At 70.0% G+C, this 12,860-nt stretch carries 8 protein-coding genes; 4 read left to right on the top strand and 4 right to left on the bottom strand.

Annotation, left to right across the window (positions count from 1 at the left end; genetic code table 11):
• Positions 1 to 43: 43 nt before the first annotated feature.
• The 4 genes from Q4V64_RS36615 to Q4V64_RS36600 form a co-directional block, all read right to left on the bottom strand.
• Positions 44 to 547, bottom strand: a complete 504-nt coding sequence (locus tag Q4V64_RS36615) for an ATP-binding protein (protein ID WP_124439111.1) — start codon at positions 545 to 547, stop codon at positions 44 to 46.
• 296 nt (positions 548 to 843) lie between these two features.
• Positions 844 to 1,611: an enoyl-CoA hydratase-related protein gene (locus tag Q4V64_RS36610; protein WP_124439112.1), complete on the bottom strand. Its 768-nt coding sequence runs from the start codon at positions 1,609 to 1,611 to the stop codon at positions 844 to 846.
• Between the two features lie 158 nt (positions 1,612 to 1,769).
• Positions 1,770 to 3,014: an Ig-like domain-containing protein gene (locus Q4V64_RS36605; protein ID WP_172629113.1), complete on the bottom strand. Its 1,245-nt coding sequence runs from the start codon at positions 3,012 to 3,014 to the stop codon at positions 1,770 to 1,772.
• Between the two features lie 176 nt (positions 3,015 to 3,190).
• Positions 3,191 to 4,444: an Ig-like domain-containing protein gene (locus Q4V64_RS36600; protein ID WP_124439113.1), complete on the bottom strand. Its 1,254-nt coding sequence runs from the start codon at positions 4,442 to 4,444 to the stop codon at positions 3,191 to 3,193.
• Between the two features lie 152 nt (positions 4,445 to 4,596).
• Between Q4V64_RS36600 and glgX the strand changes: the two genes are divergently transcribed.
• From glgX to Q4V64_RS36580, 4 genes are all read left to right on the top strand, one after another.
• Positions 4,597 to 6,858 carry a glycogen debranching protein GlgX gene (glgX, locus tag Q4V64_RS36595; RefSeq protein WP_124439114.1) on the top strand — a complete coding sequence of 754 codons (2,262 nt, stop codon included), beginning with the start codon at positions 4,597 to 4,599 and terminating at the stop codon, positions 6,856 to 6,858.
• A gap of 311 nt (positions 6,859 to 7,169) precedes the next feature.
• Positions 7,170 to 9,167: a zinc ribbon domain-containing protein gene (locus Q4V64_RS36590; RefSeq protein WP_303713786.1), complete on the top strand. Its 1,998-nt coding sequence runs from the start codon at positions 7,170 to 7,172 to the stop codon at positions 9,165 to 9,167.
• On the top strand, positions 9,167 to 10,984 hold the full coding sequence (locus tag Q4V64_RS36585) for an ABC transporter ATP-binding protein (protein ID WP_124439115.1): 1,818 nt from the start codon (positions 9,167 to 9,169) through the stop codon (positions 10,982 to 10,984). Before Q4V64_RS36590 ends, Q4V64_RS36585 begins: the two co-directional genes overlap by 1 nt.
• Positions 10,981 to 12,849, top strand: coding sequence for an ABC transporter ATP-binding protein (locus tag Q4V64_RS36580; protein WP_124439116.1), 1,869 nt, complete (start codon positions 10,981 to 10,983; stop codon positions 12,847 to 12,849). The genes Q4V64_RS36585 and Q4V64_RS36580 overlap by 4 nt, the downstream gene beginning before the upstream one ends.
• Positions 12,850 to 12,860: the final 11 nt, after the last annotated feature.

The following is a 12,860-nucleotide window of genomic DNA, read 5'->3' as shown; positions in this document are numbered from 1 at the left end:
GACGACGCCCCCCGGTATCCCGCCCGACCGCCGGAGGCGACCGTCAGTGGTCCGCCACCCTCATCTCGAACCACGTCGTCTTGCCCCTGGGCAGCAGGTCCACGCCCCAGCGGTCGGAGAGTTTGTCGACGAGGTACAGGCCCCGGCCGCTGATGTCCATCGCCTGGACCGGCATGAGGCAGGGCAGGCCCCGGGAGGGGTCGCGGACCTCGATGCGGATCCAGCCCCGGCGGTGGCGCATACGGAGGCCGAAGACGCGGGCGCCGGTGTGGCGTACGGCGTTGCCGACCAGTTCCGAGACCAGCAGGACGACGTCCTCCGTCATCTTGGGGGTGAGACCCCACTGGCGGAGGACCACGACCTGGGCCAGTCGGCGCGCGGAGGCCGCGGATTCGGGGCGGGACGGCAGCGGAACCTCCGCCTCCGTGGGGTTGCCGAACAACTCGAGTGCCTTCAGTGCGTGTTCGTCCTCGACCGCCGGAGACCAGCGCGCCGCGGTCGCACGGCCGTCTCCCCGCGGCTGTTCGATACCCTCCAGCCCCGCCATGCCCCCATCATGGCCGTCCACAGCGCCCCCCGGGGCCGTTCCCGAGGAATACACCCCCCGGAATCCTTCATTCCGCAGGAGTCGATCGGCATATGTCACAGGCATTTCGGAGCCTTCGGCAGCTCGTCCGACCTGCGGCGAAGGCTCACTCGGCGGCAATCGACAGGTTCCCTCGACAGGGCAGATTTAAGGTTGCCTTAAGGCTCCCATAAACCGCCCCATCGAGGGACGCGGGTGAGACATCACGTCAATTGCAAGGGATTCGGCAGGATTCCCCGAGATCAATTCGATGAGATTCAGAGAAACTTGGCCTTGCCCGGCCCTTCCTCCACGAAGCTCCGCATGCCCCGCTCGCGGTCCTCCGTGGCGAACAGGCCCGCGAACCAGTTCCGTTCGACGGCCAGGCCTGTTTCGATGTCCGTCTCCAGGCCCGTGTCGATCGCCTCCTTGGCGGCGCGCAGCGCGATCGCCGGGCCCTGCGCCAGCTTCGCCGCCCAGGTGTGCGCCTCGGTGTACACCTCGTCGGCCGGGACGACCCGGTCCACCAGGCCCAGGGTCAGCGCCTCGTCCGCCTTCACCATGCGGCCCGTGAAGATCAGGTCCTTCGCCTTGGAGGGACCGACCAGCCGGGAGAGGCGCTGCGTGCCGCCCGCGCCCGGGATCAGCCCGAGCAGGATCTCGGGCTGGCCCAGCTTGGCGTTGTCCGCGGCGATACGGAAGTCCGCGCACAGGGCCAGCTCGCAGCCGCCGCCCAGCGCGTAGCCCGTGACGGCGGCCACCACCGGCTTGGGGATGCGGGCCACCGCCGTGAACGAGTCCTGGAGGGCGCGGGCGCGCAGGACCATCGCCGTGTGGTCCATGGCCTGCATCTCCTTGATGTCCGCGCCGGCCGCGAACACCTTCTCCCCGCCCCACAGGATCACAGCGCGCACGTCGTCACGGCGCGCGGCCTCCTCGGCGAGCTCCTTCAGCCGGTCCTGAGTGGCCACGTCCAGCGCGTTCATCGGCGGGCGGTCGAGACGGATCGTGCCGACGCCCTCGGCGACTTCGAGATTCACGGTCATGCAGGCAGGTTAACGGGGACTAACGGAGCCGGCCGGGTGCGGTCGCTCACACTCGGCCCGGGGGCCGGGGGTTGCCCCCAGGCTGGCACAGCACGGGGACTAACGGCATAGGCCCGATGCCGTATGTCACAGCACCGGGCCCGCACATCAAGGAAGGTTCACGCCTTCCACTTCTCCCACGACATGTTCCAGCCGTTGAGCCCGTTGTCCGGGGCGACCGTCGCGTCGTTGGAGTTCTTCACCGTGACCACGTCGCCGATCATCGAGTGGTTGAAGAACCACGCGGCCGGCACGCCGCTGTCGTAGCCGCCCTTCACGTCGCGCAGGCCGATGCAGCCGTGGCTGGCGTTGTAGTTGCCGAAGGCGCCGCCGCCCCAGTAGTTGCCGTGGATGAAGGTGCCGGAGGTGGTCAGGCGCATGGCGTGCGGGACGTCCTTGATGTCGTACTCGCCGCCGTAGCCGACCGTCTCGCCGTTCATACGGGTCACCGTGAGCCGCTCGCTGATGACCATCTGGCCGTTCCAGGTGTCGTAGCCGGGCTTGCCGGTGGTGACGGGGATGGTCTTGATGACCTTGCCGTCCTGCATGACCTTCATCTGCTTGGTCTCCACGTCGACGACGGAGACCTGGTTGCGGCCGATGGTGAAGGAGACGGTCTTGTCCTGCTTGCCGTAGACGCCGTCGCGGCCCTCCACGCCGTCGAGGTTGAGGTCGACGGTGACCTTGGTGCCTTCCTTCCAGTACTTCTCGGGGCGGAAGTCCAGGCGGTCGTTGCCGAACCAGTGGCCCGCGACCTCGACGGCCGGTTCGGTCTTGATGGTGATGGCCTTCTCGACGTCGTCGGGGTTCGTGATGCCCCGGGTGAAGCGGATCGAGAACGGCATTCCGACGCCGACCTTCGAGCCGTCCTCGGGGGTGAAGTTGCCGAGGAAGGTGTTCTTCGGCGTCAGGGTGGTGAAGCCGGCGTTCTCGGCGGCTTCCCGGCCCTTGGAGTCCTTCGCGACCGCGTGCACCGTGTACTTGGTGCCGGCGGCGAGGTGCGTGGACGGCTGCCAGGCGGCGCCGTCGGCGGTGATCTTCCCGGCTATCGCGGTGCCCTCGGCGTCCTTGACCTCGACCTTGGTCAACTTGCCCTTGGCGACACCGACCTTGAGGGCACCGCTGGTGTCGACGGACTTGGCACCGTCCTTGGGGGATATGGAGACGACGGCCTGCGACTGCTTGGTCTCCGCCTGGGCGGAGTCCTTGGCCTCGTCCTTCCCCTCGGACCCCGAGTCGGAGCCGCCGCCCCCGCCGCACGCGGTGACGGCCAGCAGCAGGACGCCGAGTATCAGCGCCAGTACCCCCTTGCCGCTGCGCTCCCGCGCGTCAACCGACGCCCCCGATATCGGTCGCACGTTCAACTTCTCTCCCCTCGCCGGGCCTGGTCAGACCCGCTCCCCAGCGCGCGGCCCGCACGCATCGGCGCATATTAACCGCAAGATTTTTGGCATCTCGTCAGCTCATGGTCACTGTTCTGTACCGACTTCATCAGTACCGACTTCGCGGGCAAGGTGCCCGAACCTTCCCCCCTGTCCGGTTACTTCACCGCGCTGCCCGCCTTCCACGCCTTCCATCCCATATTCCATCCCCCGAGGCCGTTGTCGGGAGCGACCTTTTTGTCATTGCTGTTGACGACCTCGACGACGTCCCCGATGAGGCTGCGGTCGAAGAACCAGCCCGCCGGTGTGTCCGAACCGCCGCCCTTCACGTCCCTCAGCCCCACACAGCCGTGGCTGACATTGGACTCACCGAAGACGTCGTCCGCCGCCCAGTAGTTGCCGTGCAGGAAGGTGCCGGAGGTGGTCAGGCGCATGGCGTGCGGGACGTCCGGGATGTCGTACTCACCGCCGAAGCCGACCGTGCGGCTGTTCATGCGGGTCACTTCGAGCATCTCGGTGACGACCATCCGGCCGTTGTACGTGGTGGTCTTCGGCGCCCCGGCCGTGATCGGCACGGTGGCCAGCAGCTCGCCGTCCCGCCGAACCTCCATGGTGTGCTCGGCCGCGTCGACCAGCGAGACCTGGCTGCGGCCTACGGTGAAGGAGAACGTCTTGTACTGGAGGCCGTAGACGCCGGGTGCTCCTTCGACGTCTCTCAGCCGCAAAGAGACCGTGACCTGCGTGCCCGGCTTCCAGTAGCGCTCGGGGCGGAAGTCGAGGCGGGACTTGCCGAACCAGTGCGGGCGGATCTCCACGGGCGGCTTCGCGCTCACGTGGACGGCTCGCTCGACGGCCGCGCGGCGCTCGATCTCCCGGTTGAACTCCAGGGAGACGATCATTCCGGTGCCTACGGTGGAGCGGTTCTCGGGGGTGACGTATCCGATGAAGCGCTCTTCGGGGACGTACGTCGTGAAGGTGGTGTGCCGGGCGGAGCGGCGCCCCTGGCCGTCCAGGGCCACCGCGTCGATCGTGTACTTGGCGGCCAGCGCGAGCCTGTCGTCGTCGGGCTCCCAGCTCAGGCCGTCCTCGGAGAGGTGCCCGGGCACCGGGGACTCCTGGGCGTCCTGGGACTTGACGACCTTCACCGACTCCAGGCGGCCGCTGGGCACCCGGATCCGGAGTTTCTCCTCCGGCCGTACGCCCTTGCTGCCGTCGTCCGGGGAGATCCGGATGACGTCCTCGGGCGCCGGAGGCTTGCCGAGCCCGCCGAGCCCGCCAATGCCTCCGATGCCTCCGATGCCGCCCGCGCCGTCGGCCGTGCAGCCGGCGGCTCCGGCGAGCAGTCCTGCCCATGTCAGTACGGCGGCCAGTGCGACCCCCACGCGCCGTGCGCGCCCAGTTACGTGCCTCACGACGATCCCAACGACCGGGCCTGCTTCGGGGAAACGTGAGTGCGACCCAAGCTCTGGGCAGAACAGTGGGGAGAACGACGCGAGGGGGTGCCGTGGCCGGGACGTCATTCGCCCTTTCCCACGTCGTTCCGCGAGCCGTGGGAGGCTGACAGGTGTCCAGCGCAGCCGAGCAGGAGGCGGTGCCTGCCGCCGAGAAAGGGCGTCCTGCCGCCCTGGTGAACGGCGCGCAGCGCAAAGTGCCGGCCGTGCCCGTGTGGCCGGGTGCGCCGATGCCGCTGGGGGCCCGGTTCCGGGTCGGTCCGGACGGCGTGGCGGGCACCAACTTCGCGTTGTGGGCGGGCGGGGCCGAGGCGGTCGAGCTGTGCCTGTTCGACGAGGCCGGCAAGGAGACGCGGGCCCGGCTGACCGAACTGACGCACGAGATCTGGCACGGCTTCGTGCCGGGCGTGATGCCCGGGCAGCGGTACGGCTACCGGGTGCACGGCCGCTGGGACCCGTGGACCGGCGGCCGCTGGAACCCGGCGAAGCTGCTCCTCGACCCGTACGCGCGCGCGGTGGACGCCGCCGAAGGGAATGACTACAGCAGCCTGCCGCCGGAGGTGTACGGGCACGTCCGCGACTGGCCCCAGCAGCAGGTCGCGGACACCGTGCGCGACGACCGGGACTCGGCGCCGTACGTCCCGAAGGGCGTCGTCGTCCACGACGACGCCCCCGACGACGAGTGGATGGACGACCGCCGGCCCAAGACGCCGTGGGCGGACTCGGTGATCTACGAGGTGCATGTACGGGGGTTCACGCAACTGCACCCCGGCATCCCGCAGGAGCTGCGGGGCACGTACGCGGGCCTCGCGCACCCGGCGGCGATCGAGCACCTCGTCAAGCTGGGCGTGACGGCCGTGGAGCTGCTGCCGGTGCATCAGTTCGCGCACGAGGACCATCTGCTCAGGCGCGGGCTGAAGAACTACTGGGGCTACAACTCCATCGGCTACTTCGCGCCCCACGCGGCCTACGCCGCCTCCGGTACGACGGGCCAGCAGGTCGGCGAGTTCAAGCGCATGGTGCGCGCCCTGCACGCGGCCGGCATCGAGGTCATCCTCGACGTGGTCTACAACCACACAGCGGAGGCGGGCGAACTGGGGCCCACGCTCTCCCTGAAGGGCATCGACAACCGGGGGTACTACCGGTTGCAGTCGGACGCCAGGCGGTACGCCGACTACACGGGCTGCGGCAACACGCTGCACGTCGTCCAGCCGCACGTCCTGCGCCTGATCACGGACTCGCTGCGCTACTGGGTCACGGAGATGGGCGTGGACGGCTTCCGCTTCGACCTGGCCGCCGCGCTGGCCCGCTCGATGCACGACGTCGACATGCTGTCCCCCTTCCTGGCGGTGATCGCGCAGGATCCGGTGCTGCGGCGGGTGAAGCTGATCGCCGAGCCGTGGGACGTGGGGTCCGGCGGGTACCAGGTCGGGGCCTTCCCGCCCCTGTGGACGGAGTGGAACGACCGCTACCGCAACGCGATCCGCGACTTCTGGCGGGGCGCGCTGCCGGACGTACGGGACCTGGGCTACCGGCTCTCGGGGTCGAGCGACCTGTACGCCTGGGGAGGGCGGCGGCCGTACGCCTCGGTCAACTTCATCACCGCGCACGACGGTTTCACCCTGCGCGACCTCGTGTCGTACGAACGCAAGCACAACGAGGCGAACGGCGAGGGAAACCGGGACGGCACGGACGACAACCGCTCGTGGAACTGCGGCGCGGAGGGAGAGACGGACGACGAGCGCGTACAGGCGCTCAGGCGCCGCCAGCTGCGGAACCTGCTGACGACGCTGCTGCTGTCGACGGGTGTGCCGATGCTGGTCGCGGGCGACGAGCTGGGCCGCACGCAGCGCGGCAACAACAACGCGTACTGCCAGGACAACGAGGTCGGCTGGCTGGACTGGGGCCTGCTGGAGGACCCGGGCTGGAAGGCCCTCTTCGACCTGACCGCCCGGCTGACAGACCTGCGCCATCGCCACCCGGTGCTGCGCCGCCGGGCCTTCTTCTCCGGGCGGGCGCACTCGGCGGACGGCCTGCGCGACCTGGCCTGGTTCACGGCGCGCGGCACGGAGATGACGGAAGGGGACTGGTACGCGCCCGCCGCCACGCTCGGCATGTACCTCTCGGGCCGGGACATCCCGGGCCGCGACGAGCGGGGCGCACCGATCGTCGACGACAGCTTCCTCGCCGTGCTGCACGCCGGGGACCGCCCGACGAGCTTCGTGCTGCCGGGGCCGCCGTGGGCGGAACGGTACGAGCTGGTCGTCGACACGGCACGGGAGGAGCAGGGGGAGGCGCCGGGGGTGGTGCACCGGGCGGGGGCGGCCATCACGGTGCCGGCCCGGGCCGTGCTGCTGCTCAAGGTGGTCGGGTGAGGCTGACGCGCAGCCGCCTGGTCAGCCCACGAATCCTCGAACGTGCAGGTCGTTGGACCAGCGGCCGATGTCGCTCCGGCCGAAACTCGGTGGGCAGTGTCAGTGGCGATCCGTAGGCTTTGCCATTCGTAGGGATGTGTCACCAGCTGGCGCCATGTCGTGTGTCCGGCACCGGAGACGCCGTCGTATGCCAGTTCGCAGATCGAATGCGTGACCTTTTCACGAGAGTCTCGTTTGATCGAATGACAGCACCACGGACGGGAAAGGGGGCTGCGTTGGCAAGTCGGAAGCTGCCGCTTGCCAGGGGCGAGATGACCCGCACTGCCTGTGCCCCTGGTCTGCTGCGCGCGGGCGTGGAAGAGCGGACCGGGGAACTCCTCACCGCGACTGTGCTGGCGGAGCGTGTTGGATGGGCTGCCGGTCTGGTATCAGGCATGGCCGCCGATCTGCTGACGGCGCACTGGAACGCCGCCGATGTGGACGTGTTGGCCTCAGGCTTGGATGCCGGGGGCAGGAAGCTGCCGTCGAACGCATGGATGGCGCTGCGGCGCCTGGGCTGGACCGTCACCCCGGCCGAGGGCATCGTTGTCAACGACCGGATCGTTCGCATGGCCCAGGAACACTCTGGGCGCACGCTGCGGTCGGCAAAGTGGCGCGCCGACCTGACCAGGGGGGTCACGGGGACGTGGCCCGCTGATCCCGCAAAGCGCACCCCTGAAGAGTGGGATGCCGTCCGCGAGGCAATACCCGGCGGCCGGCACCTGCCGTCCAGCGTGATCACGTCCCGGACACGGCAGGTCGATGTCTTCACGCGGAAGCACGACCGGTTGCCGGTCGACGTGTTCGAGCTCGAGGCCGCACCCCACAGTGCGAGGATGCTGCTGTTGTCGGCCTGCGACGGGCAGCAGGCCACCATCGCACGCGCCGACGATCCGGGCCGGGCGCTGCTGCGGCTGCAGTTGCCCACCCGCCCGGACCCGCGCTCCTACCAGGACTGGACGTGGGTGGCCTGCCCCATCACGCTGCCCCCCACGATCCCGCCCGGCGCGCTGCTGCACCTGCCCACACTCCGCATCCACCAGGGCAAGGTGCGGGCCGATCTCGCCTACACACACGCCGTGCCGAAGGCCCGGCGCACCGGGCACGCGATCGCACTGGGCGTGGACTGGGGCCTGAACACGCTGCTCAGCGCGGGCGCCGTCCGGCTGAACAACGACGGGAAGGTCACCGCCCTCGGGACCGGGGGTATGTTCCGGGCAGCGGGCGTGCTGGCCAAACAGCACCGGCTGCGCCGCGAGTCTCAGCATCTGCACGCCAAGACCGATCACTTTCAACGGCTCATGTCCGGGGACGCTCAGCACCAACTGACCACCAAACACCACATGCTCATCGAAGAGACCCGGCACGTCTCCAACCGCCGGTCGAACCTCAACGATGCGCTCGCCTGGGCTGCGGCCCGCTGGGCGGTCGACCAGGCCATCGCCACCGACGCGACGGTAATCTATGTCGAAGACCTCCGCTCGATGGAGGCCCGGGGCATGGGCCGCACAATGAACACCCGTCTGTCCCAGCAGATACGTGGGCAGATCGTCGAACGGATGCGGCACCTGGCCGCCGAGACGGGCATCGCCGTCGTGACGGTCCCAGCCCACAACACCTCCAAGCAATGCCCACGCTGTCTTGTTCCACTGCGGCACCGCAAGGCCCCCGACCGGCCCACCACATCGGGCTGGAAATGGGCCATCTGCCCGAACCCGGACTGCGGCTGGCAGGGCGACCGCGACACCGGGGCGTGGCAGCGCATCGCGGCACGGGGCTTGACCCACCAGGCCAAGACCGTCGCTGACTGCTCCACCGGCGAGATGGTCATCCGCTCAGTCGTGGACAGGCTCGAAGTCAACGCTGTGGTCGCCCAGGCCACCATCGAGACCCGCCGGGACCGGTCCAAGACCGGACCTACCCGGCGCAGGACAACACGCCCCGCGCCCAGGCGACGCAGGGCACCCTCCCCAGCACGACCGCAAGGCAGTGCTGGCCAGCGTCCGGAGGGACACGCACCAACGGGCCGGACCCGGCTGCTTCGCGCAGCCCACCGGAACCAGGGCGTGACAACGATCAGCACACCTTCCGCCAAGCTCTCGGCCCCGCCCGAGCAAGGGAGACCCCATCCCGGCCACCGGCCACGAGGAGCAGCGCTGGGCGCGGGATTCCATCTGCACGCTCACGCCACCCCTCCACGATGGACACATCCCGCGGCCAGGCACGCCTGCCTTGGGATACCTCAACTGATCAGAGACGCTCACAGCTGATGCCCACTACACCTGCCACCGCCAAGGACCCCGAACAAACCGACGAAACCGAAGAAACCACGGACCGATCCGCCGTACGCACGCTGCTGCGGCTGTGGCCGTACGTCAGACCCGTGCGGGTGCGGCTCTTCAGCGCCGCGTTCGTCGCGGTGCTCGCCTCCTGCGTCGGGCTGGTGATCCCGCTCGTCCTGAAGTGGATGGTGGACGGGCCGATCGCCGACCGGGACCCGGCGGGCGTCTGGCTCGGAGCGCTGTACCTGCTGCTGCTCGGGTTCACCGAGGCGCTGCTGTTCGGGCTGCGGCGATGGCTGGTGGGGCGGCCGCTGGCGGGGGTCGAGGCGGCGATGCGGGCGGATCTGTACCGGCACCTGCAGCGGCTGCCGGTGGCGTTCCACGACCGGTGGGCCTCGGGTCAGCTGCTGTCCCGGGGGACGACGGACCTGATGCTGCTGCGCATGTTCCTCGCCTTTCCGCTGACGTTCCTGCTGGTCAACGGTGTGACGATCGTCGTCGGCGTGATCATCATGCTGATGCAGGACTGGTCGCTGGGGCTGGTGATCCTGGGGCCGGCCATCCCCGTGATGGTGATGTGCGTGGTCTTCGAGAAGCGGTACGCCCAGGTGGCGCGGCGCGCGCAGGACCAGGTGGGGGATCTGACCACGGTCGTCGAGGAGAGCGTGCTCGGCATCCGGATCATCAAGGGCTTCGGGCGGCACAAGAGTCAGCAGCGGGCGTTCCGGGAGCTGTCCCGCACCCTGCGCGGGACCGAGCTGCGGAAGGCGGGTCTGCTGGCGACGATCTGGGGCGTCATCGTGACGCTGCCGGAGATCGCCATTGGGGCGGCGCTGGTGCTGGGGACCGTGCAGGTGGCCGACGGTGTCCTTTCGGCGGGGACGCTGGTGGCCTTCTTGTCCACGGCGCTCGCGCTTCGGTGGCCTGTCGACTCGATCGGCTTCTTGCTCGCGATGAGCCAGGAGGCGGCGACGGCGACGGAGCGGTACTTCGAGGTGTTGGACGAGAAGCCGGAGGAGCCGACCGCTGCCCCTGCCCCCGCCGCTGCCGCCGTGGGCGAGAGCGGCCTTCAATTCCACGACGTACGGTTCCGCTACCCGGACGCCCCCAAGGACTCACCCCCCGTCCTCGACCACATCGACCTCCACATCCGCCCCGGCGAGTCCATGGCCCTCGTCGGCGCCACCGGCAGCGGAAAGACCACCCTCACGGCCCTCGTCCCCCGCCTCCACGAGGTGACGTCCGGGCACATCACCCTGGACGGCGAGGACATCACGCACATGTCCCGGGAAGAGCTGCGCTCAAGGGTTGCCGTCGCCTTCGAAGAACCCACCCTCTTCTCCGCCCCCGTGGCCGACAACGTTCTCATGGGCGCCGCCGACACCGCCGGAACCCCCGAGCTGGAGCGCGCCCTCGCCGTGGCGCAGGCCGACTTCGTCCACGCCCTCCCCCAGGGCACCGCCACCCAGGTGGGCGAGCAGGGCCACAGCCTCTCCGGAGGTCAGCGGCAGCGTCTCGCGCTGGCCCGGGCCGTCGTCGGCCGCCCCCGCTTCCTCGTGCTCGACGACCCGCTGTCGGCCCTGGACGTGCACACCGAGGCGGCCGTCGAGGCGGCTCTGCGGGACGTCCTCGCGGACACCACCGCCCTCATCGTGGCGCACCGACCGTCGACGGTCCTGCTCGCCGACCGCGTCGCCCTGCTCTCCGGCGGCCGTATCACCGCCGTCGGCACCCACCAGGAACTGCTGCGCACCAACGCCGAGTACGCCCATCTGATGGCCGGGACCGAGGAGGCCGCCCGATGACGGCGCCCACGACCACCCCACCGGGCAAGGAGCAACCTGACAGGAAGAAGCCGGCCGAGGAACCCCACGCCTCGGGCGACGCCTTCGACCGCGACGTCCTGCCCACGCCCCCGGGCGCCACCGCGGCCCTGCTGCGCTCCCTCCTCGCCCCGATGAAGGCCCGCGTGGCCGTCACGAGCCTGCTGTTGCTGCTCCAGCAGGCGGCCGTACAGGCGGGCCCGCTGCTGGTGGCGTACGCCATCGACACCGCCGTCCCCGCGTTCCGCGACCACGACAACGGCCCCCTCGCAGCGGTCGCCGCCGGCTATCTGCTCTGCGCGCTCGTCTCCGGCGGCCTCCAGAGCGCGTTCGTCATCGCCTCCGCCCGCGTCAGCCAGGACGTGCTGCTGGACCTGCGCGGCCGTATCTTCCGCCACGCCCAGGCGCTGAGCATCGACTTCCACGAGCGCTACACCTCGGGCCGGCTCATCTCCCGCTCCACCACGGACGTGGAGTCCCTGCGCGAACTGCTCGACGAGGGGTTGCAGGAGCTCGTCACCGTCATCCTGTCCTTCGTCTACATCTCGGTCCTGCTGCTCTGGCTGGACCTTGGGCTGGGCGCGGTCGCGGTGGCGTCCTTCGTGCCGCTGTATCTCCTCGTACGGCTGTACCGGCGGCGTGCGGCACAGGTGTACGCGAAGCGGTCGACCGCCATCGCCGCCGTGATCGTGAAGTTCGTCGAGACGATGAACGGCATCCGGCCGGTGCGCGCGTTCCGCCGCGAGGCGGCCAACGACGCCGACTTCCGCGTGCTGAACCAGCGGCACGAGCGCGCGAACGGCGACGCGATCCTCGAGATGGCCCGCTATGTCACCGGCTCCCGGCTGGTCGCCAACACGGCCGTCGCGCTGATCGTGCTGTGGGGCGCCCACCGGGTGGCGGACGGCTCGCTGGAGCTGGGCGTGCTGGCGGCGGCGGTGCTGTATCTGCGCCGGCTGTACGACCCGATAGACCGGCTCGGCATGTTCCTGAACTCGTACCAGTCGGCGGCGGCCTCGCTGGAGAAGATCGCCGGGCTGCTCGCCCAGACACCGTCCGTGCCCGAGCCCTCGACGCCCCGGCAGCTGCCGCCCCTGGCCTCCGAGCAGCCCGGCCGCGAGGTCGTCTTCGACGGGGTCCGGTTCGCCTACCGCACCGGCGGCGAGGTGCTGCCCCGCTTCGACCTGACCCTGCCGGCCGGGCAGACGGTCGCGGTCGTCGGCTCGACCGGCGCGGGCAAGTCGACGCTGGCCAAGCTGCTCGCCCGGTTCTACGACCCCTCCGAGGGCCGGATCCTCCTCGACGGCGTCGATCTGCGCGACCTCGCCGTGCCGGAACTGCGGCGCGGGGTGGTCATGGTGACGCAGGAGGCGTTCCTGTTCTCCGGCACGGTCGCCGAGAACATCTCCATCGGCCGCCCGGACGCCACCCGCGAGGACATCGAGCAGGCCGCGAAGGCCATCGGCGCGCACGACTTCATCAGCGAGCTGCCCGACGGCTACGACACGGACGTACGCAAGCGAGGCGGCCGTATCTCCGCCGGCCAGCGCCAGCTCGTCGCGTTCGCACGGGCGTTGCTGGCCGACCCGGCCGTGCTGATCCTGGACGAGGCGACCAGCTCGCTCGACATCCCGGGCGAGCGGGCCGTACAGCGGGCGATGTCGACGGTCCTCCACGGCCGTACGGCGGTCGTGATCGCGCACCGGCTGTCGACCGTCGAGATCGCCGACCGGGTCCTGGTCATGGAGCACGGCCGGATCGTCGAGGACGGCACTCCGGCCGACCTGATCGAGGGCACCGGCCGGTTCGCGGATCTGCATCGGGCGTGGCGGGACAGTCTGGCGTGAACGATCGGGGG

This window comes from Streptomyces sp. NL15-2K, assembly GCF_030551255.1.
GTDB lineage: Bacteria > Actinomycetota > Actinomycetes > Streptomycetales > Streptomycetaceae > Streptomyces.
Note: the sequence above shows the minus strand (reverse complement) of the source record. Positions and strands in the feature narration are given on the sequence as shown.

Coding starts and splice junctions, on each gene's coding strand:
- Q4V64_RS36610 (WP_124439112.1), bottom strand. CDS start 1,611: ATGACCGTGAATCTCGAAGTCGCCGAGGGCGTCGGCACGATCCGTCTC.
- Q4V64_RS36580 (WP_124439116.1), top strand. CDS start 10,981: ATGACGGCGCCCACGACCACCCCACCGGGCAAGGAGCAACCTGACAGG.
- Q4V64_RS36615 (WP_124439111.1), bottom strand. CDS start 547: ATGGCGGGGCTGGAGGGTATCGAACAGCCGCGGGGAGACGGCCGTGCG.
- Q4V64_RS36585 (WP_124439115.1), top strand. CDS start 9,167: ATGCCCACTACACCTGCCACCGCCAAGGACCCCGAACAAACCGACGAA.
- Q4V64_RS36590 (WP_303713786.1), top strand. CDS start 7,170: ATGACCCGCACTGCCTGTGCCCCTGGTCTGCTGCGCGCGGGCGTGGAA.